This window comes from Rubellimicrobium sp. CFH 75288 (assembly GCF_009904055.1).
In the GTDB taxonomy this organism is placed as follows: domain Bacteria; phylum Pseudomonadota; class Alphaproteobacteria; order Rhodobacterales; family Rhodobacteraceae; genus Rubellimicrobium.
On record NZ_WYDP01000003.1, the window covers coordinates 156,785 to 181,615 of the forward strand.

At 73.4% G+C, this 24,831-nt stretch carries 24 protein-coding genes; 8 read left to right on the forward strand and 16 right to left on the reverse strand.

Going from position 1 to position 24,831, the window contains the following annotated elements; all coding sequences use genetic code 11:
- Positions 1 to 20: 20 nt before the first annotated feature.
- The 6 genes from GT358_RS04060 to GT358_RS04085 form a co-directional block, all read right to left on the reverse strand.
- Positions 21 to 1,424: a four-carbon acid sugar kinase family protein gene (locus GT358_RS04060; RefSeq protein WP_166581304.1), complete on the reverse strand. Its 1,404-nt coding sequence runs from the start codon at positions 1,422 to 1,424 to the stop codon at positions 21 to 23.
- A complete protein-coding gene (locus tag GT358_RS04065) occupies positions 1,421 to 2,689 on the reverse strand; it encodes a RuBisCO large subunit C-terminal-like domain-containing protein (protein ID WP_166581305.1) in 1,269 nt (422 codons plus the stop codon). The genes GT358_RS04060 and GT358_RS04065 overlap by 4 nt, the downstream gene beginning before the upstream one ends.
- 11 nt (positions 2,690 to 2,700) lie before the next feature.
- Positions 2,701 to 4,515: a hypothetical protein gene (locus tag GT358_RS04070; RefSeq protein ID WP_166581306.1), complete on the reverse strand. Its 1,815-nt coding sequence runs from the start codon at positions 4,513 to 4,515 to the stop codon at positions 2,701 to 2,703.
- 145 nt (positions 4,516 to 4,660) lie between these two features.
- Positions 4,661 to 6,073, reverse strand: a complete 1,413-nt coding sequence (locus GT358_RS04075; RefSeq protein ID WP_166581307.1) for a YdiU family protein — start codon at positions 6,071 to 6,073, stop codon at positions 4,661 to 4,663.
- Positions 6,070 to 6,906: a hypothetical protein gene (locus GT358_RS04080; RefSeq protein WP_166581308.1), complete on the reverse strand. Its 837-nt coding sequence runs from the start codon at positions 6,904 to 6,906 to the stop codon at positions 6,070 to 6,072. Before GT358_RS04080 ends, GT358_RS04075 begins: the two co-directional genes overlap by 4 nt.
- Positions 6,907 to 6,979: 73 nt before the next feature.
- Complete coding sequence (locus GT358_RS04085) at positions 6,980 to 7,915, reverse strand: nucleoside hydrolase (protein WP_166581309.1); 936 nt, start codon at positions 7,913 to 7,915, stop codon at positions 6,980 to 6,982.
- 125 nt (positions 7,916 to 8,040) lie between these two features.
- On the opposite strand from GT358_RS04085, the gene GT358_RS04090 reads away from it, so the two are divergent.
- The 5 genes from GT358_RS04090 (at position 8,041) to GT358_RS04110 (ending at position 12,511) form a co-directional block, all read left to right on the forward strand.
- Positions 8,041 to 8,637 (forward strand): NAD(P)-dependent oxidoreductase, encoded by a 597-nt coding sequence (locus tag GT358_RS04090; RefSeq protein ID WP_166581310.1) that lies wholly within the window; start codon positions 8,041 to 8,043, stop codon positions 8,635 to 8,637.
- A complete protein-coding gene (locus GT358_RS04095; RefSeq protein WP_166581311.1) occupies positions 8,638 to 9,240 on the forward strand; it encodes a DsbA family protein in 603 nt (200 codons plus the stop codon).
- Between the two features lie 83 nt (positions 9,241 to 9,323).
- Entirely contained in the window at positions 9,324 to 10,376 is a 1,053-nt protein-coding gene (hisC, locus tag GT358_RS04100) for a histidinol-phosphate transaminase (RefSeq protein ID WP_208103346.1), read from the forward strand.
- Positions 10,345 to 11,325: a prephenate/arogenate dehydrogenase family protein gene (locus tag GT358_RS04105; protein ID WP_166581313.1), complete on the forward strand. Its 981-nt coding sequence runs from the start codon at positions 10,345 to 10,347 to the stop codon at positions 11,323 to 11,325. The genes hisC and GT358_RS04105 overlap by 32 nt, the downstream gene beginning before the upstream one ends.
- 301 nt (positions 11,326 to 11,626) lie before the next feature.
- On the forward strand, positions 11,627 to 12,511 hold the full coding sequence (locus GT358_RS04110; protein WP_166581314.1) for an extensin family protein: 885 nt from the start codon (positions 11,627 to 11,629) through the stop codon (positions 12,509 to 12,511).
- On the opposite strand, the gene GT358_RS04115 is transcribed toward GT358_RS04110, so the two are convergent.
- On the reverse strand, positions 12,508 to 13,455 hold the full coding sequence (locus GT358_RS04115) for a DUF2125 domain-containing protein (protein ID WP_166581315.1): 948 nt from the start codon (positions 13,453 to 13,455) through the stop codon (positions 12,508 to 12,510). The genes GT358_RS04110 and GT358_RS04115 overlap by 4 nt on opposite strands.
- Before the next feature lie 57 nt (positions 13,456 to 13,512).
- Here GT358_RS04115 and GT358_RS04120 point away from each other — a divergent pair, with 57 nt between their 5' ends.
- The 3 genes from GT358_RS04120 (at position 13,513) to GT358_RS04130 (ending at position 17,642) form a co-directional block, all read left to right on the forward strand.
- Entirely contained in the window at positions 13,513 to 14,046 is a 534-nt protein-coding gene (locus tag GT358_RS04120; protein WP_166581316.1) for a gamma-glutamylcyclotransferase, read from the forward strand.
- A 68-nt stretch (positions 14,047 to 14,114) separates the two neighbouring features.
- On the forward strand, positions 14,115 to 15,293 hold the full coding sequence (locus tag GT358_RS04125) for a biopolymer transporter ExbB (protein ID WP_166581317.1): 1,179 nt from the start codon (positions 14,115 to 14,117) through the stop codon (positions 15,291 to 15,293).
- A 12-nt stretch (positions 15,294 to 15,305) separates the two neighbouring features.
- Entirely contained in the window at positions 15,306 to 17,642 is a 2,337-nt protein-coding gene (locus GT358_RS04130) for a peptidoglycan -binding protein (RefSeq protein ID WP_166581318.1), read from the forward strand.
- Here the strand turns inward: GT358_RS04130 and GT358_RS04135 are convergent.
- From GT358_RS04135 to GT358_RS04175, 9 genes are all read right to left on the reverse strand, one after another.
- Positions 17,629 to 18,597, reverse strand: a complete 969-nt coding sequence (locus tag GT358_RS04135; protein WP_166581319.1) for an NAD(P)/FAD-dependent oxidoreductase — start codon at positions 18,595 to 18,597, stop codon at positions 17,629 to 17,631. The two genes, GT358_RS04130 and GT358_RS04135, sit on opposite strands and share 14 nt — an antisense overlap.
- An 83-nt stretch (positions 18,598 to 18,680) precedes the next feature.
- The gene (locus tag GT358_RS04140) at positions 18,681 to 18,848 is read right to left on the reverse strand and encodes a hypothetical protein (protein ID WP_166581320.1); all 168 of its coding nucleotides are present in this window, start codon (positions 18,846 to 18,848) and stop codon (positions 18,681 to 18,683) included.
- A 20-nt stretch (positions 18,849 to 18,868) separates the two neighbouring features.
- Entirely contained in the window at positions 18,869 to 19,564 is a 696-nt protein-coding gene (gene lexA, locus GT358_RS04145) for a transcriptional repressor LexA (RefSeq protein WP_166581321.1), read from the reverse strand.
- A gap of 67 nt (positions 19,565 to 19,631) precedes the next feature.
- A complete protein-coding gene (gene glp / locus GT358_RS04150; protein ID WP_166581322.1) occupies positions 19,632 to 20,807 on the reverse strand; it encodes a gephyrin-like molybdotransferase Glp in 1,176 nt (391 codons plus the stop codon).
- A gap of 19 nt (positions 20,808 to 20,826) precedes the next feature.
- Entirely contained in the window at positions 20,827 to 21,300 is a 474-nt protein-coding gene (gene moaC / locus GT358_RS04155; protein ID WP_166581323.1) for a cyclic pyranopterin monophosphate synthase MoaC, read from the reverse strand.
- A complete protein-coding gene (gene trpC / locus GT358_RS04160) occupies positions 21,297 to 22,103 on the reverse strand; it encodes an indole-3-glycerol phosphate synthase TrpC (RefSeq protein WP_166581324.1) in 807 nt (268 codons plus the stop codon). The genes moaC and trpC overlap by 4 nt, the downstream gene beginning before the upstream one ends.
- A gap of 145 nt (positions 22,104 to 22,248) precedes the next feature.
- A complete protein-coding gene (locus tag GT358_RS04165; protein ID WP_166581612.1) occupies positions 22,249 to 22,749 on the reverse strand; it encodes a polymer-forming cytoskeletal protein in 501 nt (166 codons plus the stop codon).
- The gene (locus GT358_RS04170; protein WP_166581325.1) at positions 22,739 to 24,040 is read right to left on the reverse strand and encodes a M23 family metallopeptidase; all 1,302 of its coding nucleotides are present in this window, start codon (positions 24,038 to 24,040) and stop codon (positions 22,739 to 22,741) included. Before GT358_RS04170 ends, GT358_RS04165 begins: the two co-directional genes overlap by 11 nt.
- A gap of 283 nt (positions 24,041 to 24,323) precedes the next feature.
- Entirely contained in the window at positions 24,324 to 24,806 is a 483-nt protein-coding gene (locus tag GT358_RS04175; protein WP_166581326.1) for a peroxiredoxin, read from the reverse strand.
- Positions 24,807 to 24,831: the final 25 nt, after the last annotated feature.

Here is a 24,831-nt window from a genome sequence, read left to right on the forward strand (position 1 = left end):
CGGCCGACCATAGGAGACGATCAGGAAGTTGAGCAACATTCTCCTTGTTCGCCTTGAGGTTGCAGGCCTCCGCCGGCGCGGATGGCGGCGAAGAAGTCGGGCCGGCCCATCTGGCCGCCCTTGAGCGCGACTTCGACCGTCCCCCCGTCGCGGCGGTGACCGCGGCAGAGCGCGGCACCGGGCACAGTAGGGGCGAGCGCCGTCAGAGCCACGAGTCCCAGCGCCCGTGCCGCCCGCCCCGCCGTGTCTCCGCCGGAGACCACGACCCGCCGCAGCCCGGCCCGAGCCACCAGCGCCGCGAGCAGTGCACCCATCTGCCGCCCCAGCAGGGCCTGGGCCGCGGCCGCGGAGCGGGTGCCGAGGGCGGCGCGAAAGCGGGCCACGGCCGGATCGTCCGGTCCGCGTGCGCTGTGCACGAGGACGCTCTGCCCGCGGCTCAGTGCCGCGAGGGCCGCAGCCTCGGCCCGGGCGAGTTCCGCCGCACCGCCATCGGGTCCGAGAAGGGCGGCCGCCTCGAACGGGACCAGGGCAAAGCCTGCGGCTTCGGCCGCGGCGATCTGGGCGGCCGTGGTGGGCGAGACCGAGCCGGAGACGGCCGCGACGGGGCCTCTTTCTCCGGCGCCGTGCAGGGTCGGGGGCGGTCCCAGCCAGCCCTGCGCCCGCCAATGGGCGAGAAGCGCGTAGGCCACCCCCTGCGAGCCGATCGCAAGCGGCGCCTCGTGCCGCATCTCCCACAGCAGGCGACCCGCCGGCGCGTGGTCGTCCGCGCCCGCGCAGTCGAGCGCCACGAGCCCGCCGCGCGCCGCCAGCGCCGCCAGCGCCGCCCGGCCCCCGTCGGGCGCGGCATAGGCCGTCCGGTGGAGCGCCGCGAGGGGCAGGGCGGTCTGGCGGGCGAGATGGCGGCACACCTCCGCCTCGTCCATCGGGGTGACGGGGTGGCGCGCCATGACCGGGTGGCGGTCCAGGCGGTGCACGGCCCCCGTCCCGTCCGCCGCAAAGAGCGTCCCGAAGGCCTGCCAGCGGCCCAGATCGGGCGAGGCGGGCATCAGCGGCGCCCAGTCCGCCCCGAACAGGCGCAGGCCGATCTCGGCCGCGCGGCCGATCGATCCCGTCCGGGGCGAGGAATCGAGCGTCGAGCAGATCTTGTAGAGCGACAGGGCCGCCCCGAGGTCGCGCAGCGCCGTCAGCAGGGACGGCAGCTCGCGGTCCATCCATTCCGGCGGCTCGGCCCGGGCGGTGCCGGCGATCCCGATGCCGCGCGCCTGCGGAAAGGCCGCCAGCGCCGTCTCGTCCGGGGGGTCGAGAAACAGCACCGCGGGGACGCCGCCGAATTCGAGCGCCTCCATCACCGCCGCGGCGCCCGTCCAGTCGTCGCCATACCAGGCCAGGAGCCGGCCCGGCGGCAGCTCCGGTGCCGGACTCATGCCCCGAAGGCGCCGAGCGCCGCCGCCAGGGCGGGGTCGCGCGCGGCCCGGACCTCCTGCGGCTCGCCGGCGGCGGCGGCCTCCCAGGCGGCGCGCAGCGCGGCCACGCCGGCTTCGGGGCCGTGGGGATGGCCCATGATCCCGCCCCCCGTGAGATACATCAGGTCGTCCGAGCCGAGCCGCCGGAGCGTGTCGGGCACCTGCCGCACCGTCTGGCCGGAGGAAAAGACGGGCATGGCCAGGCAGGGCCGGTCGGCGGACATCGGGCGCAGGCATTCGCGCGCCGACTCCATCACGCTGTCGTCGTCCTCGCAGAACTTGTTGCGCAGGCCGTTGACATGCATGTGGTCCGCCCCGGCCAGGCGCCAGATCTTCTGCCAGGCGACATAGGACCAGCCCAGCAGCGGATGACGCGACAGCGCGCCCCAGCCCGCGCGATGGGCGTGCACCGCCAGCGGCGTGTGCCGCGCCAGGTCGATGAAGCCCGACAGGCCGGCCGCGTTGAGCACGACCATGACGCAGGTGCCGCCCGCGCGCTCCACCGCATCCGCCCGCCGGCGCATCTCGTCGATCTCGCCCGTCAGGTTGAAGGCATACATCAGCCGTCGCCCCCGCCGGTCCTCGAGGTCGCGCACGGCGCGCATGACGGCCGCCACGCGATCCTCGAAGGGGCAGATCGGCCCGTCGGCCTGAAGCTCGTCGTCCTTGACGAAGTCGAGCCCAGCCTCGCCCAGACGGCGCACGAGGTCGGCCACCTCGGCAGGGCCGAGGCCCACGCTCGGCTTGACGATCGTGCCGAGGATGGGGCCGTGCCGCACCCCCGTCAGCGCCCGCGTCCCGTCAGGGCCGTGGCGCGGTCCGGGATAGCGGGCGAAGAAGGCGGGCGGCAGCTCGATGTCGAGGATGCGCAGACCCGAAAACTGGCCCAGCTCGAACAGGTTGCCTCCGACCGTCGTCACCAGGTTGGGCAGGGACGGACCCAGATTGCCGAGCGGCCAGGACAGTTCGACCTCCGCCCGGCGGATGGGGCGGCCGGCCTCGCGCCGCGCGCCGGGCAGGGAGGGGGCGGGGACCTCGCCCCGCTCCTCGATCCGCTCGACCTGCGCGCCGGCCCGCGCCTTGAGCTCGGGCGTCTCGCCCTCCACGGCGACAAAGGTGCCCGAGGATTGCTCGCCCGCCATCACCGCGGCCGCCTCGGCCACGTCCACGCCCGTCTCGATCAGGTAGCGCGCCCGGATGCGCTGCCGTGCCGGATCCCTGTCCATCGCTCCTCCGCTCAGGTCTCGCCCCAGGCCGCAGCGAAGGGGCCCAGCCGGACCCGGTCGGTCCGCTCCATGGCCCCGTCGCCGGGCGGCCCCGCCCGCAGGGGCGCGGGCAGCGCGATGCGGCGCTCCCGCGCGGTCAGGTTCGCCAGCAGGACCCGGAATCCTTCCGGCCCCTCCGTCGCCACGGCGGCGATCCCGTCGGGGACCTCGGTCCGGCGCCGGGCCCGGCCGGCCAGAGTCCCCAGCCGGCGCACGACCGCCGCCAGCGGCGAGGGCCGTCCGTCCGGGCCCAGAAGGCCCAGCGGCCCGCGCGGCGCGGCCAGCGCGAGGCGCTCCACGGGGTGGCCCTCGGTCGCGGCGAGCACGCCCACGGCGAAGGCCGCACCGAAGGGGGCGGCATGGCGCGGGTCCTCTCCGGCCATGGCGACCCGGCCGCGCGCCGGGTTGGGCACGAGGCGGCTGCCGTAGGGGTTGGTGCGCATGGGAATCGCGCAAAGACCGAGCCGCAGGGGCCGTCCCCCGGCCAGTCGCGCGGCCGAGGCGTGGATCATCGGCAGCGCCTCCAGCGTCTGCATCACGGAGGCATCGTCGGCGGCATGGACGATGGCGGTGGTCGCGTAGGTGACAAAGGCCGCCTCGGGGTCGAGGCGGGGCAGCCGGTTGAGTTCGGTGAAGTTGGTGAGCACCCCCGCCCCGACCGGCACGCCGGGCAACGCCGCCCGCAGGAGCGCCGCCGCCTCGGCCGGACCGAGGCCCGGCGGGAACGGACCGCCGGGCTGATGGCTGGCAAGCCAGGCCGCCGGCAGGGCGGTGGCCGAGGCGGGCCGCGCCCCGCCAAGCGCAGGGCCCAGGGCGGCCAGGACGCGCGCCGCAGCGGGCGCCTCGTCCGGCAGGATCAGTTCGAGTTCGGGCGCCGGGTGCGCCGCCATCGCCTCGGCCAGAGGGCCGGTCCAGTCCCCGACCCGCAGATCGAGGCGCAGAAGGCGCGGCAGGTCGGGCAGAACGCTCCGGTCCTCCCAGCCCGGCTCGGTGGCGAGCGCGACGGTCGGCATCCGCCCCGCCGCCTCGCCCAGGACCAGCCGGTCGTCCGGCCCGCGCCCGGCCCGCCCGCTGCCCCGGTCCTCGACGACCAGCAGGACGGACTGCTCCCAGGTTGCGTCGGCGGCGATGTCGAAGGGGCGGGGGAGCGCGAGCGGCCGGCCATAGGTCTTGAAGGACGCATCCGACCAGTTGCGCTGGTCCTCCATCTCGAACACCTCGCCCCGGAAGGCCAGATCCAGCGTCAGCCCGTCCAGCGTCCAGCGCAGACCGGCGATGTCCCGTGCGGGCTGGTCCGGCCGGATCAGCCGGGGAAAGGTCGTCTCCTCGCTCGTGCCGTCGGGGTGACGCACGGCGAGCGGCCGGCCGGCCTCGGCCGCGACGGGATGGAGGACGACCAGGCTCGCGCGATTGGTCCGCAGGGGCGCCAGCGCACGGAACGCCACGCGCGCCTCGAGCCGGCCTTCCGCCCGCAGGTGGAGATCGAAGCGCCCCTCCACCGCTCCGCCAGCGGTGCGGAAGCTGCGGACATAGCGCGAGGCGGGGCCGTCCTCCTCCACCGTCTCGGACAGCGTCTCCTCGGGCCAGGTGCCCCAGTCGGGATCGCGCACGGGATGGGCCAGGCCGCGCAGCACCTCGCGCCCGTTCCAGCGCACGGCCCCGACCGCGCCGCCCGCGATTTCAACCGACAGATGTCCGGCGCGCAGCAGCCGGGGGTGCGGGGCGGGCTCGTCCGTCCCGAACAGCTCCGCCTCGCCCATCCCGTCACCCCCTGTCAGCCCCCTCATCACCTCATCATACCAGCAGGTCGTGCGCAACGGGGTGACGCACGAGGCGTCAACGGTTTCTTAACGTTTCCCTGTCATGAAGAAGGCGGGACGGGGCCGGTCCGATTCGGGGCCGCCGGGCCGGGGCGGGGGCCGGGCGCGCCGCTCAGGTGCCGCAGAACGTGCGCAGCACGCGCTCCTCCTCGCGCGGGGGGGCGCGCAGCGGATCGTGGGCCGGGTCGGGGTCGAAGGGGCGGGACAGCGCCGCGCGCAGCGTCTCGAGCGGGGCCAGGTCCCCCGCCTCGGCCGCGGCGATCATCGCCTCGATACGGTGGTTGCGGGGGATGATCGCGGGGTTCGCGGCGCGCATGCGGGCGCGGTCGGGGTCCTGTGCCGTCCAGGCCGCGTGCCAGTCGCCCCATTCGGGCAGGGCGGCAAGCGCCTCGGGCACGGGCGCCTCCTCGCTCAGGGCGCGGAAGGTGAGGGTGAAGTCCGCCCCCGCGGCGGCCATCAGGTCCAGAAGCCGCACCGCCAGCGGGCGTGCCTGCGGCGAGTCCTCCGGCAGGCCGATCTTGGCGGCGAAGCGGCGGTTCCATTCGGCCTCGAACAGCGGCGCGAATCCCTGAACTGCTTCGGTCGCCTCGGGGATGGCCGCCTCGCCTCCCATCAGCGGCAGGAGCGCCGAGGCGAACTGGGCGAGGTTCCAGGCCGCGATGCCCGGCTGCCGGCCATAGGCATAGCGCCCCCAGGCGTCGATGGAGGAGAACACGGCATCGGGGTGATAGGCGTCGAGAAAGGCGCAGGGCCCGTAATCGATCGTCTCGCCCGAGATTGCGGTGTTGTCGGTGTTCATGACCCCGTGGACGAAACCGACCGCCATCCAGTCGGCCACCAGCCGCGCCTGCGCCGCGACGGTCGCGCGCAGCAGGCCCATGGGACCCTCGGCCTGCGGGTGGTGGCGGGCGATGGCGTGCTCGCACAGGAGGCGCAGCGCCTCCTCGTCGCCGCGGGCGGCGAAGAACTGGAAGGTGCCCACGCGGATGTGGCTGGCCGCGACCCGCACGAGGATGGCGCCGGGCAGCGCCCGCTCGCGCCGGACGGTCTCGCCCGTGGCGAGCGCGGCCAGGGCGCGGGTGGTCGGAATGCCGAGCGCGGCCATCGCCTCGGAGACGACGAACTCGCGCAGGACCGGACCCAGCCAGGCGCGCCCGTCCCCCATGCGCGAGAAGGGGGTGCGCCCCGCGCCCTTGAGCTGGATGTCGCGCCGCCGGCCGTGGCGGTCCACGACTTCGCCCAGAAGGATCGCGCGCCCGTCGCCCAGACGGGGGACCCAGCCGCCGAACTGGTGGCCCGCATAAGCTTGCGCCAGCGGCTCGGCCCCGTCGGGGACCGCGTTGCCGGCGAGGGCGGCGACCCCCTCCTCGGAGGCGAGCGCGTCCGCGTCGAGGCCCAGCTCCTCGGCCAGGGGGCGGTTGAGCGCGAGAAGGCGCGGCGCCGCCACGGGAACCGGCGGTTGGCGCACGAAGAACCGCTCGGGCAGGCGGGCATAGCTGTTGTCGAAGGGCAGGCGCAGCGTCATGGCCCCGATGTAGGCGCCCCCTGCGCCGGGTCCAACGGGCCGGGATCGCTGACCTCCAGCCGTCGCAGGAAGACGGGGACGAGCGCGAGAGGGCCCAGCCCCATCAGCGCATAGAGCGCGACCTCGGCCGGATCGACGGGGAGGCCAGTCCAGCGCGGCGCGACCAGGGTGCCGATCAGCACGGACAGCCCGAGCACCCCCGTCTTCATCAGCGCCGGGACGGCGAACAGGTCGCCCAGGGGGTGGCGCCGCCACAGCAGGCCCGCGCCGACCGCGATCAGCGGCAGCGCGAAGGCGAGGTCGAGAACGAAGATCGCGTGCCCGTCGCGCGCGATGCCGGTGGCGAGAGCAGGGGCGAGCATCGCGCTCCAGAGCGTGCCGAAGAGGAGCACGAGCGCCGCCAGGAGGGCCGCGAGACGCCGCGGCGGCGGGCGCGGGCCGGCCGGGCGGACCGCCTCCGGGCGCACATGGCGCACGAACAGCACCGCCGCCCCGGTCGAGAGGGCGAGAATGGCGACATAGAGGGGAAAGAGCGGCGTCACCACCCGGTCGAACGCATAAAGGCCATAGGCGTAGATCAGGTATCCCACGAAGCCCATCCAGGGCAGCCACGCGATGGGCCGGCCTCGCCGGATCAGCCGGTCGCAGACGAGGAGCCCCGGCGCGGCGAGCAGCGTCACGAGATCCTGGCTCCAGGCGCCCGAGCGCAACGCAGGCGGCACGGCGGGCACATAGATCGCAGACCACAGCAGCCCCGCCGCCCCCGCGACGAAGGCGAGCAGGGCGGCCCAAGCCCCAAGGGCGAGAGGCAGGCGGGCGGCATCATGCGGCATGGCGGGGCTCCGGCGGGTGTCGTGCCGTCCATGCCTCCGGGCCGCCGTGCCCCGCCTTGATCCAGCGCAAGGATCAGAGACGGCCGATCCGGTCCACCAGCAGGTTGAACAGGCCGTCGGCATCCACCTCGCGCAGCCAGTTGGCGTTGGGCGTCCGACCCGAGACACGCCACCAGTCGGCCACGGTCATCCCGCGCGTCAGGTCGCTTGCCGTCTCCACCTCGACATTGATGTGGCGGCCCTTGAACAGGTCGGGCCGGATCAGCCAGGCGATGACGCAGGGATCGTGCAGCGGCCCGCCCTCGCTGCCGTACTTCTCCACGTCGAAGCGCTCGAAGAAGTCGAGCCATCCCGCCACGGCCTGCCCGACCGGGGTGCCGAGATGGCGGAAGCGGTCGATCCGGTGCGGCGTCGTCAGGGCCTTGTGGGTGACGTCGAGGGGCACGATCGTGACCGGCAGGCCCGAGCGCAGCACCGTCTGGGCCGCCTCGGGGTCCACGAAGATGTTGAACTCGGCCGCCGGCGTGATGTTGCCCCCTTCGAAGAAGCCGCCGCCCATCAGCACGATCTGCTGGACGCGGCCGACCACGTCCGGTGCCCGGCGGAAGGCGGTGGCGAGATTGGTGAGCGGCCCCAGCGCGCAGAGGGTGACGGTGCCGGCAGGCTCCGTGCGCAGGGTCTCGATCAGCACGTCCACGGCGTGGCGCTCCCCGAGCGGGAGGGAAGGGTCCGGCAGGTCGGCGCCGTCGAGGCCGGTGCGGCCGTGGACATGCTCGGCCGTGACCAGCGCGCGCTCGAGCGGCCGGTCGCAGCCGGCGAAGACGGGGACCGTGCGCCCGGCCAGCTCCACCGCGACGCGGGCGTTGCGCGCGGTCAGGGGCAGGGGCACGTTGCCCGCGACCGCCGTGATGGCGAGCACCTCGAGCTCGGGCGAGGCCAGCGCGAGCAGGATCGCCACGGCATCGTCCTGCCCCGGATCGGTGTCGATGATGATCTTGCGCGGCCCCATCCGGCGTCCTCCCTGCTGAGTGCCCACTCAAGCACCGCGCCGGGCCGAGGGAAAGGGGCGCCCCTTGCGGCAGGGGCAGGCCGGCTCCATCTGGCCGTTGCAGAGAGCGCGGCAGGGAGGCGGCGATGCGGGTGGCGGTGTTCGGCGCACGCGGGCGGACCGGGCGGCATGTCGTGGCCGAACTGCAGCGGCGCGGTCACGAGGTGATCGCCGTCACCCGCACCGGAGAGGCGGTCGGCGGCGCAACCGGCCTGCGGGCCGATCCGGTCTCGGGCGAGGGGGTCGCCGATGCGACCGACGCGGCGGATGCCGTCGTCTGCGCCATGACGAGCGGCCGGGGCAACCCGGCCTGTTCGCGGCTCGCCGAGGCGCTCTCGGGGCGCGTGGGGCTGCGTTATGTGACGGTGGGCGGCGCGGCCGTGAACAGGCCCGGCGACCGCAAGGGGCTGGTCGACCGGCTGTTCGCCGGCCTCATGCACGTGGTGGCGCGGCCGGTCCTGGAAGACCGGGAACGCGAACTGGCGCTCCTCGAAGGGTCTGCCCTGCGCTGGACCATGCTCCGCCCTCCGCGTCTGCTGGATCGCGAGGCCAGGGGAACGGTCCGGCTGTCCGACGAGCGGCCCCCCGGCCTGAGCCTCGAGCGTGCCGACCTGGCGCGGGCGGTCGCGGACGCGCTCGAGGACGATGCGCTGGTCGGTCGCGCCCCGTTCGTGAGCAACTAGATGGCCGAGATCCTCTACGGCTTCGATCCGCTCTGCGGCTGGTGCTACGGGATCGTGCCCGCCATCCGCCGCGTCGCCCGCGACCATCCCGGCCTGCCGATCCGCGTGGTGATGGCAGGGCTCGTCTCGGGAGAGCGGATCGGGCCCTACAGGGCGATGGAAGGCTATATCCGCAGCGCGAGCGAGCGGCTGCGGGCCGTGACGGGCCGCGCCCCCTCGGGAGCCTTCTTCGATCTGATCCGGAGGGACGATGTGCGCGGCGACAGCGGCCCTCCCTGCATCGCCATCGCCCATGTCGCGGGTCATGCGCCCGACCGGGCGGTGGAGTTTGCCCATGCGGTCATCGAGGCGCATTTCGAGCAGGGCGCGGACCTCAACCGGCCCGAGACCTATGCGCCGCTCCTGAAGGCGGCGGGGGTGGAGGCGCCGCTGCCCGCCCTCGACGACCGGGCTCTGGCCGAATCGGTGTGGGAGGCCGGGCGGCGCATCGGCATCCGGTCCTTTCCGACGCTTGCGGTGGTGCGCAACGGCCGCGCGCGCGTCCTGCCGGCCGAATACGACCCCGCGCGCCTCTCCGCCCTGGTGGGGCAGGCGACCGCTTGACTGTGGCATCTGCCCTCCCCGGCGGCTAAACGGGCGCCGGAGAGGAGAGAGTGGTGACTCGGATCGTTCCCCAACCCGGTATCATGGACATCGCCCTCTACGAGGGAGGCGCGAGCCGCCTCGAGGGCAAGACCAACGTCCTCAAGCTGTCGTCCAACGAGAACCCCCTCGGGCCCCCCGAGGCGGCGCGCGAGGCCTTTGCCCGCGCCGCGCGCGACCTGCACCGCTACCCCTCGACCGATCATGCCGAACTGCGGGCTGCCATCGGCGAGGTCTGGGGCCTCGATCCGGGGCGGATCGTGTGCGGGGTGGGCTCGGACGAGATCATCACCTTTCTCTGCCAGGCCTATGCGGGGCCGGGCGACGAGGTGATCCATACCGAGCACGGCTTCCTGATGTACCGCATCAGCGCGCTGGCTGCCGGCGCGACCCCGGTCGAGGTGCCCGAGCGCGACCGGACCACGGATGTGGACGCGATCCTGGCCGCCTGCACGGCGCGTACGCGGCTGGTCTTTGTCGCCAACCCCAACAACCCGACCGGCACCATGATCGGCGAGGCCGAGCTGCGCCGCCTGGCCGAGGGACTGCCCGAGGGCGCGCTGCTCGTGCTCGACGGGGCCTATGCGGAATACGTGGAGGGCTATGACGCGGGTGCCGCGCTGATCGCCGGGCGCGACAACGTGGTGATGACGCGGACCTTTTCCAAGATCTACGGGCTGGGGGGACTGCGGGTGGGCTGGGGCTACGGACCGCGGGCGGTCATCGACGTGCTCAACCGCGTACGCGGCCCCTTCAACCTGTCCACCGCCGCGCTGATGGCGGCCGAGGCGGCGGTGCGCGACCGCGCCTGGGTGACGCGCTGCCGCGCCGAGAACGCGCGCTGGCGCGACTGGCTGGCGCGGACGCTGGCGGAGATGGGCGTGCCCTCGGACGTCTCGACCGCCAATTTCGTGCTGGCGCGCTTTGCCGATCCGGCCGAGGCGGAGGCCTGCGACGCCCATCTGCGCAGCGAGGGGATCATCGTGCGCCGCGTGGCAGGCTACAAGCTGCCCCATTGCCTCCGCATCACCGTGGGCGACGAGGCGTCCTGCCGGCGCGTGGCCCATGCGATCGGCCAGTTCAAGGGTGTGCGGTGAGGCGCGCGGCGCGCATCGGGGGCGAGCGGTGATCTACCACCGGGTGGCGCTGATCGGGCTGGGGCTGATCGCCTCGTCCATGGCTCATGCGATGCGGCGCGCGGGCGCGGCCGGCGAGATTTCGGGTCATGCCCGCAGCGCCGAGACCCGCGCCGTCGCGCGCGAGATCGGCCTGTGCGACCGCGTCTGCGACAGCGCCGCCGAGGCGGCCGAGGGCGCGGACCTCGTGGTGCTGTGCACGCCCGTGGGCGTCATGGGCGCGGTGGCGGCCGAGATCGCGCCGGCGCTGAAGCCGGGGGCGACGCTGAGCGACGTGGGGTCGGTCAAGCGGTCGGTGATCCGGGCCGTCGCTCCGCACGTGCCGCCGGGCGTCCACTTCGTTCCGGCCCATCCGCTCGCGGGGACCGAGTATTCGGGCCCGCGCGCGGGCTTTGCGACGCTGTTCGACAACCGGTGGTGCATCCTCGTGCCCGAGGGGGCGGACCGCGCGGCCACCGACCGGCTGGCGGCCTTCTGGCGGGCGCTGGGCGCCAACGTGGACGAGATGGACGCGGACCACCACGACCGGGTGCTCGCGGTGGTCAGCCACACGCCGCACCTGATCGCCTACACGATGGTGGGCGTGGCCGAGCACCTGGAGATCGTGACCGAGAGCGAGGTCATCAAGTATTCGGCTTCGGGCTTTCGCGACTTCACGCGGATCGCGGCCTCGGACCCGGTGATGTGGCGCGACGTGTTCCTGTCCAACAGGGACGCGACGCTCGACATCCTGGGGCGCTTCACGGAGGAGCTGTTCGTGCTCCAGCGGGCGATCCGCATGGGTGACGGGGCGCTGCTGCACGACTATTTCACCCGCACCCGCGCGATCCGCCGCGGGATCATCGAGGCCGGGCAGGACACGCCGGTGCCGGATTTCGGCCGCAGCGCGGTCGGGCAGGCCGGGGAATGAGGACGCTGCCGGCCCTCCTCCTCGCGCTGGCTCTGGCGGGTGCGGTGCAGGCCGAGGCGCCGGCGGAAGCGCTGCGTCCGGAGAGCCGTGCCGCGCCGGAGCCGCCGGGTCGGCCTGCGGCGCGCCCGGCCCCGGTAGGAGCGCCGGCGCCCCTTGTCGTGGAGGTCGGGCCGGTCGGGGTGATGCCCCCGAGGCGTCCGGCCCGGTGGGGCCTGCCGCGCTGGAGGCGCCGCAGCGTCCGGCTCGAGACGACAGCCCCGCCCCGGCCCGCCTTGCGCCGCTGCTGCGACCGGAGCCGGCGGTGCGGCTGACAGGACGCCGTGCCCTGGTCATGGCCGAGATGCTGATGACGGAGCCGCCGCGTCCGCCGGTCATCGTCGGCGGCTGGGCCGGAGAGACCCCGCCGCTTCGTCCCTCGGGCGCCGAGAGGCGGCCGGACGAGGCCAAGGGGGAGGCGGCGCCCGTCCGCCCGCGCCTGCGCCCCCGGACTCCCGACGATCCCGCGCCGCCCCCGCCGCCGGAGCCCGACGCTCCTCCCGCCTACCGACCCGGCGCGCGACCGGAATTGCGGCCGGAGGCGCCGGAATATTCACCGCTGGCCGTGGCGAGCGCCGTCTCGCCCCGCCGCCGCCCCGAGGGGATCGTGGCGCGCGCCGAGCAGGCCCGCGCGGCGCTGGTCCGCGGCCAGGTCTGCGGCGATCCGCGCCTGCAGGGCGAGGTGGTGGCAGCCATCCGAGGCAGCGGAGGCTGCGGCATCGAGGAGCCCGTGCGGCTGCGGTCGGTGGACGGGGTGCGGCTTTCGCAGCCGGCGCTGGTGGATTGTCCCACCGCCACGGCCCTTCTCGACTGGATCGGCAAGGGGGTTCGTCCTGCCCTCGACGGACGGGGCGGAGGGCCGGTGGCGCTCGAGATCATGGGGCATTACGTGTGCCGGCCGCGCAACAATCAGGCCGGACAGCGCCTGTCGGAGCACGGGCGGGGGCGCGCCATCGATATCGGCGCGGTCATCCTGGCCGACGGCACCCGGCTGTCGGTGCTGCGCGACGGTCGCGACCCCGCCATGCGGGCCATGCACCGCGCGGCCTGCGGCATCTTCTCGACCACCCTCGGCCCCGGTTCGGACGGGTTCCACGAGGACCACTTCCACTACGACACCGCGCGCGGCCGCCGACCCTATTGCCGCTAGCGCAGGCGTGGAGCCGCCGCGAGGGGAAAGCCCAGCGCCGACACGACGCCATTGGCGAGGGTGACGGGAATCTCGATCGTGTCGGAGCCCTGGGCTGCGGCTTCGAGCCCTCGCTCGAACGGCTCGCGCGCGGCCACGCCGAGCAGACCGGCCTGTTCGGCGGCGGTCAGAAGCGCGCGCCAGTCCTCGGCCGCGACGGTCAGGACGCCGGCGAGGAACCCGGCCTCGTCGGGTGCGAGGTCGCCGCGCAGCGTCAGTGCGCCCTCGCCGGCCTGAAGCCGGGCCTCCGAGATGGCGAGCGCGACCAGATCCGGGGCGCCGCCGATGCGCCGGTCGAGCGGCCGGTCCAGTTCCACGACGCCGTCGAGCCGCACCGCCGAAAGCGGGGGCGCCGGGGCGGGCAGGGTCAGCGGGCCGGTCTCCAGGTAGAGGTCGTAGTGGCGCGGACCGGCGGCGGAGGGTCGCAGCGCCGCCAGCAGGCGCTCGGCAGCGACGCGCCACCCGGAGGAGCCGACGACATCCCAAGGCCCGCTTTCGATCACCACCTGGTCGAGCGGCAGGTCGGGCGTCAGCCCGACACCGCCACTGGCGCGCAGGCGGTCGGTCCGCAGCGTCATGCGCTCCTGTCCGACGACGATCTCCTGCTCAGGCGGAAAGGCCGCGATGATCCGGTTGGGACGGTAGCTCAGCGCCAGCGCCTGCACGAACGGGGCCGCCCAAGCCCAGCGCCCGTCCGGCGGCGCGAGGTGCAGATCGGTGATCGTGGTGTCGAAGCGCGACGGGAACCCGGTGGTGTTGACGGTGCCGTAGCGCACGTGCCAGCCTGCCGCGGCGAGGTTCTCGAGCGCGGCCTCGGTCCGGTTCTCGACCTGCGACTGGCCGACGAACCAGTAGCCGCCGTAGAGCAAGGCCGCCGCCACAACCAGTCCCACAAGCACCCGCATGGCTTCCTCCCGCTGTTCGCCCTGACATAGAAGGGGCGTCGGGGAGGGACCAGAGCGATGCCGGACCTGTGGGTCTTTGCCTATGGATCGCTGCTCTGGGACCCCGGCTTCGCGCCGGCCGAGATCCGCCGGGCCACGTTGCAGGGCTGGCGGCGGAGCTTCTGCCTGTGGTCCGTCCACTGGCGCGGCACGCCGGAGCGGCCCGGCCTCGTGCTGGGTCTCGAGGCGGAGCCCGGCGCCCGGTGCGAGGGTCTGGCGATGGGCGTTGCGGCCGGGCAGGAGGAGGCCGTGCTTGCGGCACTGCGCGCGCGGGAGATGGTCTCGGCGGCCTACGAGGAGCGGTGGCTGCCGCTCGAGACCGCTGCGGGCGCGGTTGAGGCCGTCACCTATGTCATCCGGCCGGGTCATCCGCAGCACGCCTGCCTGACGCCGGAGGATCAGGCCCGCACGATCGCCGCCGCGCGGGGGCTGCGCGGGCCGAACCGCGACTACCTCGAGGCGGCGGCCCGCGAGTTCGCCCGCCTCGGGATCGAGGACCCCGCGCTCACGGCCCTTCTCCGCCGCGTGAGAAGCCTTGCCGGGGACCATTGACGGGGTTCCGTTTGCCCGCACCCGGGCATAGGGTGCGCGCGCAACCTGCGAGGAGGCCCCGCGAGGGCATGGAGAGACGCGACCCCCCCGCGGCGCCGCACTTTTCCCAGCCGGTGCGGCAGATCACGCTGATGATCCTGGTGCTCGGCCTGGTGTCGGCAGGGGCCTATCTGGGATTTCAGCAGCTCGAGCGGGTGTTCTTCACGAACATCTATCTCAACGCGGTGATCCTGTTCGTCTTTGCGCTGGGGGTGCTCGGCTGCTTCCGGCAGGTCTTCATCCTCATGCGGTCCGTCTCGTGGATCGAGGATTTCACGAGTCTCGAGCCCGGTCAGGAGATCCGTCCGCCGCCGTCCATGCTGGCCCCGCTGGCCGCGCTGCTGCGGACGCGCGGAGCCCGGATGCAGCTGACCGCGACCTCGACGCGGACGATCCTCGACTCCGTGGCCACCCGGGTGGACGAGGATCAGGACATCACGCGCTATCTGTCCAACACGCTGATCTTCCTCGGGCTGCTGGGAACCTTCTACGGTCTGGCGATCACCGTGCCGGCGCTGGTGGACACGATCCGCTCGCTCAGCCCGGCGCCGGGGGATACCGGCACGGACATCTTCAACCGCCTCCAGCAGGGGCTCGAGACGCAGCTGGGGGGGATGGGCACGGCCTTTTCGTCGTCGCTGCTCGGTCTGGCGGGCTCGCTCATCGTCGGCCTTCTGGAGCTTTTCGCGGGACACGGACAGAACCGCTTCTACCGCGAACTCGAGGAATGGCTGTCTTCCATCACCCGGGTGGGATTGTCGGGCGAGGAGGGCGGATCGGCCGAATCGTCCGTTCTGGGGCAGGTCGTGGACCACATGGCCGAACAGATGGAATCGCTCCAGATGATGTTCACCCAGTCCGATATCGCGCGGGCGCAGACGGACCGGCGCCTGGGCGACCTCGCGGCGGCGGTGGGCGAACTCGCCCGCCGGCTGGACGAGCGGGACACCTCGCCGGTGCTCGCCCGGATCGCCGAGGGGCAGGAGAGGACGATCGCCGCGCTGGGGCAGCTCGGCGGGCAGATGGCCGAAGGGGGCATCGATCCCGAAAGCCGCATGCGCCTGCGGTCCATCGACGTGCAGCTTCTGCGCATCCTCGAGGAGATCTCCGCCGGCCGGCAGGAGACCACGGCCGAGCTGCGCGCCGATCTCGCGGCCCTCGCGCGCAGCCTGCGCGGGGCGGCGCGGCTGCGCGACGAGACGCGCTAGGAGGGCAGGGCGATGCTGCGGTCGAGGGCGGCAGGACGGCGCTACGCAGCCACCTGGCCGGGCTTCGTGGACGCGATGACGGGGCTTCTGCTGGTCCTGATGTTCGTGCTGACGATCTTCACGGTCGTCCAGTTCACGCTGCGCGACCAGATCAGCGATCAGCAGACCCGGCTGGGCGACCTCGCCGCACAGGTCGCCTCGCTGACCGCCGCCTTGGGTCTGTCGCGCGACCGCGAGGCGACGCTGAGCGCGGACCTGGCCGCCCTGCGCGAGGAAGGCGAGGCGCAGGCGGCGCTGATCGCCCGGCTGACGCGCGAGCGCGACGAGGGGGCGCTGGCGCTGTCGGAGGCGGAGGCCCGTATCACCGGCTTCGAGGCGCAGGTGGCGGCGCTGCTGGCTGAGCGCGCGGCCGACCGCGACCGCATCGCCGCCCTGTCCGCCGAAGGGCAGGCGCAAGCCGCACGGGCGGCCGATCTGGAATCGGAACGCGACGCGCTGTCGCTGGCGCTGGCCGCGGCCCGCGAGGAGATCGACCTGCAGGCGGAGGAGGCCCGCCTGGCGGCCGCGCGCCGCGAGGCGCTGGAGGTCCTGGTCCGCTCGCTCCAGAACCGCACGGCCACCGATGCCGCGGAACTGGCGGCGGCGGAGGATGCGCTGTCGGAGGCCGAGGCGGCCCGCCTGGCGGAGGCCGAGGCGGCCGCCCTCCTGCGCGCGCGGCTGGAGCAGGCCGATGCGGAACTGACGGCGATGACCCTTGCGCTCGAGGACGAACGCCGGCGGGCCGAGGAGACCCTGACCCTTCTGGCCGCGGCCGAGGCGGCGCGCGACGACCTCGACATCCAGCTGGCGGCGGCCGTTCTGGCGCAGGCGCAGGCCGAGGCGGCCCTCGCCGCCTCCGAGGCGGGCCGGACAGCGGCGGGCGAGCGCATCGAGGACCTCGATGCCCGGCTACTTGCGGCATTGGCGGTGACGGAGAGCACCGAGGCCGAACTGGCTGCCGCGCGCGAGGCGCTGGAGCGGGCCGAGGCCGAGCAGTCCGACCTCTCCCTGCGGCTCGCCGCCGCGCTGGCCGAGGGCGAGGCGGCGCAGGCCGACCTTGCTGCCCTGCGGGAGACGCTCGACGCCGCGCTGGCCGAGGCCGCGGTCGAGCGCAGCGAGGCCGAGCGGCGGCTGGCGTCCGCCGTCTTGGCGCGGCAGACGGCCGAGGCCGAGCGGCAGGCCGCGCTGGCGCGGGCCGAGGAGGCCGAGGCCGCGTCTCTGGACGAGGCGCAGGCCCGCCGTGCAGCGGAGACGGCCCTGGCGGCCGAGCGTTCGGCGGCGGCGGAGCGGGAGTCGGAGATGACCGCGATGCGCGAGCGCGTCGCCGAGGCGGAGGCGGCGCTGGCGCAGGCAGTCGCCGAACGCGAGGATTTCGCCCGGCGCCTGGCGGAGGCCGTCCTGGCCCGTCAGGAGGCCGACGAGCGTGCCCGGGCGGTCGAAGCGGCGGCGACCGCAACCGATGCCGAACTGCGCGCGCGGCTGGCGCAGGCGCTGGAACAGGTCGCCGCGAGCCGGGGCGAGGCTGCGGAGGCGCTGAGCGAGGCGGAGCGGCAGGCCGCGCTGCTGGCCACGGCCCAGGCGGCCCTGGCCGAGCAGGAGGCGCTCTCGGCCGAGAGCCAGCGCGAGGTGGCCCTGCTTAACGAACAGGTGCGGGAGTTGCGCAACCAGGTGGCGACGCTTCAGACCCTGCTCGACGTCGCAGCCGAGGCCGACCGCGAAGCGCAGGTGCAGATCCAGTCGCTCGGCACCGAGCTCAACACCGCGCTGGCGCGGGTGGCACAGGCCGAACGGCAGCGCGCCGAGGCCGAAGCCGAGGCACGCCGGCTCGCCGAGGAGGAGGCGGCCACCCTGGCCAACTACCGCTCCGAGTTCTTCGGCAACCTGCGCCGCATCCTCGAGGGGCGCGAAGGCGTGCAGGTGGTCGGCGACCGCTTCGTGTTCTCGTCGGAGGTGCTGTTCGAGCCTGCGAGCGCCACGTTGTCGAGCGCGGGGCAGGCGCAGATCTCGCAATTGTCGGCCCTGCTGCGCGACGTCATCCCGGACATCCCGCCGGACCTCGACTGGGTGATCCGGGTGGACGGTCATACCGATGACCTGCCGCTCTCGGGGGCGGGCGAGTTCCGGGACAACTGGGAACTGAGCCAGGCCCGCGCCCTCTCGGTGGTGCGCCAGATGAGCGAGGTGGAGGGCATCCCGCCCGACCGCCTGGCGGCCAACGGATTCGGCGAATATCAGCCGCTGGATACGTCCGGCACCCCCGAGGGACGGGCCCGCAACCGCCGCATCGAGATCAAGCTTACGGAGCGCTGAGCGGCGGGGGATCGGGTTCGAGGAGGGTCAACCCCTCCTCGCGCCGCAGGGCGTTGTGGATGTCCACGGCCGCGATCTCGGCCTGTGCCATGGCCACGGCGATCTGGTTGAGGCCCGTGACCGCATCGCCCGCCGCATAGATCCCCCGAACGGAGGTGCGCTGATGGTCATCCGTGACGAAACGGCCGTCCTGCGTCAGCGTCACGCCTGCTGCCTGGCCCAGCCGGGTATTGGGCTGGCAGCCGAGCCCGCTGTAGAGGGCATCGAACACGAGCGTCTCGCCCGATGCGAGATGCAGGGCGGCTCGGCCCGGCCGCAGTTCGAAGCGGCGGATCGGCTCCTCCCGCACGGGGATGCCGGCGGACTCGAGCTTCTGCCGGCCATCGGTCTCGAGGTCGAGGGGCAGACCTGCCGTCAGAAGCGTCACATCCGGCGTGTAGCTGCGCAGGAACAGCGCCTCGCCCGCGGCATGTCGGCCCGATCCCAGAACGGCCAGACGCTGGCCCGTCGCCTCGAAGGCGTCGCAGATGGGGCATTGGCGGATCGTTCCCTCGCGGACGTGCCGCACGGCGTCCGCGACGGGTGGCAGACGGTCCCGGATGCCGGTCGCCAGGATGACGAAGCGGGCCCGAAGCGCATCGCCGTCCATCGCCACGCGGAACATGAGCCCCCCGCCGTCCCGATTGATCCCGCTCGCGCGGGCCTTGCGGAGCGGCACGCCGAACTGCGCCGCCTGACGACGGAGCCGGGCCAGAAGCTCCTGCCCGCCGATCCCGTCGGGAAAGGCCGGATGGTTGTGCGAACGCAGAATCCAGGAGGCCCGGCTCTCCCCGCCGTCCAGCACGATGGCGCTGCGGCGGAAGCGACCCAGAAAGATGCCGGCCGTGAGACCGGCCGGCCCTCCCCCGATGATGCAGCAGTCGAGCGCCTTCTCGACAGCATCGCCGTCCGCCATCGCTTGGGCCCTCCGGGTTGCGCCTGCGCGGGCAAACCCGCCGGTAACGTCCCGGTTCCGCCGGCCCAGCCGGAGCGGAGCGTCTATTCCGCGGCCCAGACGAGCGGAGCGGGTCGGGGAGCCTCGACCGGCCGACGCCGTTCCGCAGCGAGCGCCAGGAGTTCTGCAGACAGCGATCCCAGCGACCGCCAGCCGTGCTCCTGCGGATGGAGGCGCCCGTCGTTCGTCTTTTGTTCCTTGATCATGGGCATGAGCGGCCCCTCCCTTGCGCTCAGTAGGTGCGGATCAGCCCGACAAGGCGACCCTGGACGCGCACCCGGTCATCGGAATAGATGCGGGTCTCGTAGGCCGGGTTGGCGGCTTCGAGAGCGATGCTGCCGTTCTGGCGACGGAGACGCTTGAGGGTGGCCTCCTCCTCGTCCACCAGGGCGACCACGATGTCGCCGGAATCGGCAACGGCCGTTTCCCGGATCACCACCACGTCGCCGTCGAGGATGCCGGCATCTCGCATCGAATCCCCCCGCACTTCCAGTGCGAAATGCTCGCCCCCCGACAGCATCGAGCGCGGCACGGGGACATGGCGCATGACCTCGCTGATCGCGGCGATGGGGACGCCCGCCGCGATCCGCCCCATCAGGGGCAGTTCCGCCACCCCTCCGTCGCCGGACTGGGAGAGGGAACGCCCCTCCGCCCGGTCGCCTGTCACCACCCGGGGCACGAAGGGTCCGCGGCGGCCCGAGCGCTCGGCCAGCGCATCGGGCATCCGCACGATTTCCAGCGCCCGGGCGCGGTGAGGCAGGCGACGGATGAACCCGCGCTCCTCCAGCGCCGTGATGAGGCGATGGATTCCCGACTTGGACCGCAGGTCGAGCGCCTCCTTCATCTCGTCGAAGGACGGAGGCACGCCGTCGCGCTGCATGCGGCGGTCGATGAAGTCGAGCAGGTCGAGCTGCTTCTTGGTCAGCATGGGGGCCCCCGAGCGGCGGTCTGCCCTATGTTCTGGGGTCGTTCCTGTTTTGTGTCAAGTCGTTCCGTCAAATCGGAATGAAATCGATCATCTCGCCCGTGGCGCGGGCGGGCGCGCCGACGGGGTCCACAAGCAGCCCGTCCGCCTCGCAGAGCACGGTCAGGAGCGAGGAATCCTGGTTGGAGAGAGGGGCCACCCGGCCGTCGGGGCATCGCCGGGCCCGCCGGTAATGCTCCCGCGGGCCGCCGGGCGGCAGCGGCTCGGCCAGGGGGGCCCGCAGGCGGGGCGTCGGGGCCGGGGGAAGGCCCTGCATGGCGAGCAGCAGGGGCCTGAGAAAGACCAGCCCGCAGACGAGCGCGCTGACCGGATTGCCCGGCAGACCCAGCACCGGACGCCCATCGGCGAGGCGCCCGGCCATAAGGGGCTTGCCCGGGCGCATGGCCACCCTGTGGAAGTCGATCCGCGCGCCGAGACTCCGCAGCGTCGGCGCGACCAGGTCGCGGTCGCCGACCGAGGCGCCGCCGATCGTCACCACGAGGTCGGCGTCCTCGGCCAGGGTCAGGGCGAAGGTCAGCGCCGCGGAATCGTCGGGCACGAGCGGCAGGATCCGCGGCTCGGCCCCGTCTGCGCGCAGCAGAGCGGCAAGGCCGAAGGCGTTGGCGGCAAAGATCTGGTCGTCGCGCGGGCTGTCGCCCGGCATCACCAGCTCGTCGCCCGTCGAGAGGAGCGCCACGCGCGGGCGCTGCGCGACGGGCAGGATGGCGTGCCCCTGCGCGGCGGCCAGCGCGATGTCGAACGGAGACAGGCGGCGCGGCGCCGCAAGCACCGCTCCGGCAGCGAAATCGCCGGCACGGGGCCGGACATGACCGGCGGTGGCGGTCGGCGACAGGATCAGCGTGTCGCCCTCGCGCCGGGCTTCTTCCTGGATCACGACGGCATCGGCGCCCTCGGGGATCGGTGCGCCGGTCAGGATGCGTACCGTCTCGCCGGGCCCGAGCCGCCCGATCCAGCGGCGGCCGGCCGGAGCCTCGCCCACGATCCGCAGCCGGGCGCCGGGGACCGCATCCGCCTGCCGCAGCGCCCATCCGTCCATGGCGGACGAATCGAACGGCGGCTGATCGCGGATGGCGACGAGGGGGCGGCGGAGAACCCGTCCCGCCGCGGCATCGAGAGGGACGGATTCCTCGCCCGCAAGGTCGGCCAGGGCGAACAGACGCTCCAGCGCCTCGGCGACGGAGATCATGCGGCCCCCCGCAAATCCGTCACGGCGCCTCGAAGCGGCCCGAGCGGCCGCCTTCCTTGAGACGGAGCCGCACGGCCCCGAGGATCATGCCCTTGTCGATCGCCTTGAGCATGTCGTAGAGCGCGAGGCCGGCCACGGCGACGGCCGTCAGCGCCTCCATCTCCACGCCCGTCCGCCCGGTCGTCCGCACGTCGGCCCGGATGCGGATGCCGGGCAAGGCCTCGTCGGGTTCGAGATCGACGACGACCTGGGACAGCGGCAGGGGATGGCAGAGCGGGATGAGTTCGGCGGTGCGCTTGGCCGCCATGATGCCCGCCAGCCGGGCCACGCCGAGCGCATCGCCCTTGGGCCCGCCCGAGCTGCGCAGCGCGGCGAGCGTGTCCGGCGCCACGGTCAGGAGACCCTCGGCCACGGCGCGGCGGGCCGTCTCCGGCTTGGCGGATACGTCCACCATGCGGGCCGCGCCCTCGGAATCGAGGTGACTGAGGCTCATGGCGAGGCTGCAGGCACGGACACCGACAGGAGTCGCCGCGTCGCGCCCTCGACGTCGGGCTCGCGCATCAGGCTTTCGCCGACCAGGAAGGCACGTGCGCCGTGGCGCCGGAGATCGGCCACGTCCTCGGGATGGTGGATGCCGCTTTCGGCCACGATCAGCCTGTCCGGCGGCACATGCCTGGCAAGCCGTCGCGTCACGTCGAGGGAGACGGCGAAGCTGCGCAGGTCGCGGTTGTTGATCCCGAGAAGGGGCGAGCGCAGCCGCAGCGCACGCTCGAGTTCGGGCTCGTCATGGACTTCGATCAGCACGTCCATGCCCCATTCCATTGCCGCGGCCTCGATCTCCGCGGCCCGGACATCCTCCAGCGCGGCCATGATGAGCAGGACGCAATCCGCGCCGATGGCACGCGATTCGACGGCCTGCCACGGATCGAACAGGAAGTCCTTGCGCAGGCAGGGCAGGGATGCGGCGGCCCGCGCGGCCTGCAGCACCGCCTCGGAGCCGCCGAAGGACGGGCCGTCGGTCAGGACCGACAGGCAGGCCGCCCCGCCGGCCTCGTAGGCCCGGGCGAGCGCGGGCGGATCGAAATCGGCGCGGATCAGCCCGCGCGAGGGAGAGGCGCGCTTGATCTCGGCGATCAGGGCCGGGCGCGACCGGTCGGCTTCGCGCAGGGCCCGGGCAAAGCCGCGCGGGGGCGCCGCCTGCCGCGCCTCGGCCTCGAGGTCGGACAGGGGCCGCGCGCGACGGCGGGCGGCGATCTCCTGAAGCTTGTAGGTCCGGATGCGGTCGAGGATGTCCATGCCCCTCCATAGCGGCCGGGAGCGCGGGAGGGGAAGGGTGTTCGCGCGGCAGCCCCAGCCGGGATCGGAGAGGTTCCCTTCACGGCCCGCGGGAACGGCAAAGGGGGCGCGGGTGCGCCCCCTGCCTGCCTTTGGGCGGAATGTGTCAGCCCTGGGCGTCGCCGTTGGCAGGCACGGGCTTGGGCAGCACCTTGGTGGCGGCGTTGAGCGGATCGTCCTGGCGCTGGACGGAGCCCTCGAAATGCGCGCCCGATTCGATCGCGATGGTCTTGTGGATGATGTCGCCCTCCACGCGGGCGGTGGAGGTCAGGCGCACCTTGAGGCCCCGCACGCGTCCCACGATGCGGCCGTGGATCACCACATCGTCGGCTACCAGCTCGCCCCGGACCGTGGCCCCTTCGCCCACGGTCAGGAGATGGGCGCGGATGTCGCCGTCCACCTGCCCCTCGATCTGCACGTCGCCGGTCGTCTTGATGTTGCCCTTGATGTTCAGGTCGGCCGAGAGCACCGAGGCCGGCGGCTTGGCCTTGGGCGCCTGGGGCCGGTAGTCGGCCGGCTGCCCCGGCATCGCCCCCGGCGGAGGGGGAGCGGGCTGGGGCTGCGCCGCGGCGGGGCCGGGCTCGTTGATCTTGGACTTAGAGAACATCATTGCCTGCCGAGATGTAGATCATGGGATTGATGGCTTCGCCGTCCACCCTGATCTCGTAGTGGAGATGCGGGCCGGTGGACCGTCCGGAATTGCCCATATCACCGATCCGCTCCCCGCGCGAGACCCTTTGCCCGACCGAGACGCGGATCGCATTCAGATGGGCGTAGCGGGTCTCGATCCCGAATTCGTGCCGGATCTTGATGAGCCGGCCGTAGCCGCCCTGCCATCCGGCAAAGGTCACGACGCCGTCGGCCGTCGCATAGACCGGCGTGCCGACCGGCCCGGCCAGGTCGATTCCCTCGTGCATCCGGTTCCAGCGCGGGCCGAAGCCGGAGGTGAACCGGAAGCCGTCCTGCAGCGGCATGCTGAAGGGGACGCGCTGGAAGGCGATCCGGTAGGTATTCAGGTCGTCCAGACGGTCGAGGATGCGGTTGGCGCGCACCGCCGCATCGTTGGCGGCCATCGTGCCGGACGTGGAGACCGCGATCGGCGTCAGCGGTCCGCCCACGCCGGCATAGCCGCGCCGAACCTGATCGAGTAGGCGCCGGGGATCGAGGCCGGCGCTGCGGAACACACGGTCGAGCGGTTCGACCGAGATCTGCATCGCTTCCTCGAGCTGGCGGAAGATGGCGTCGTTGTGCTCCTCCACGAGGCGCAGCTCGAGGTCCAGATCGCCGGCCAGGCGCACCGCATCGGCGGCCTCGCTTGCATGGCGGTCGCGTTCGGCGGCCGTATCGGCCAGGGCATCGGCCAGAACGTCGAGCGCCGCCACCAGCTCGGCCGCGTCCGGCCCCGAAGGCGTCTCGCCGGAGGCGACGGCCAGGCGCATCCGCGCCTCCTCGCGTTCGGCGACCGCCCGGCGCAGGGTGCCCTGCACCACGCCGAGACTGGTCTCGAGTTCGCGCACGCGCTCTTCCGCGGACAGAAGTTCGCTCTGCATGACGGAGACCTGCGTGAGCGCGGTGGCGAAGCGTTCCTGCGCGGCCACGGCCTCGGCGGCGTAACGGTCGCGCTCGGCCGACAGGGCATTGAGCCGATCCTCGTACACCATCTTTTCCCGGATGGCCTGGGCCCGGAAGTTCCCGGCCCCGATGGAATCCATCAGCACGATCGCCGTGGCGATGATGGCCCATCCGACAAGGACGGTGCTCCCCGTCCACGCCGCCAGCTGCGTCGCGGGCCTGAGACGGATGAAACGGGTGTGGTCGTCCGACCGGATGAACAGACGCCGCTCAGGAAACCGCCGTCCGAGAGCCGCATGCACGCGCTGCGCCAGTCGCGAAGTCAATGCCCCAGCCTCTTTTCTGTCCCTCGCGGGGCACTGCCGGGCCCCTTGTCTCGCGAAGGGGTAACGGCGGCGTTAAGGGGTCGCAACAGCTTATCCGGACCGGGGCGCGACCGGTCTGCCACAGGACGGGCGGTTGGGCAGGATTCTGCCTAGGCAACAGCCCGTCAGCACGCGACGGCGCCGAGCGGGCGCCCGCCCTCACGGCGCGCTTGACTGCGGGTGCGGGCGAGGGCAGGCGCGCCCGATCCTCCATCAACCCGCGCCGTTCGCGGCCGGCAGTCGCTCAGTTCCCCGCTGGGGCGGCGGCGGCCCGGACGGCGTCCAGAACCTGTGCCGCGTGATTCTTCACTCGCGAGACGTTCCAGACGCGGAGCACGCGCCCGTCGGCGCCGATCAGGACGGTGGTCCGCAGGATTCCCTCGTAGCGGCGGCCGTACATCGACTTCTCGCCCCATGCGCCATAGGCGCGGATCGTGTCTCCGGTCTCGTCGGCCAGCAGGGGCACGCCCAGTCCCGCCTTGTCGCGGAACCGGTCCTTGGCGGCCGCGTCGCCGGCGGACAGACCCAGCACCGTCGCGCCCAGCGCCTCGAACTCGGGCAGGAGGCGGGTGAAATCCTGCGCCTCGGTCGTGCAGCCGGGCGTATCGTCGGCCGGATAGATGAACAGGACGACCGGACGCCCGGCCAGCTGCGACAGCGAAACACGGCCGCCGCCATCGCGAGGCAGGTCGAAGTCCGGAGCGGGATCGCCGGGAACGAGGGTCATGCGCCGAAACTCGCCCGTCCCGGCG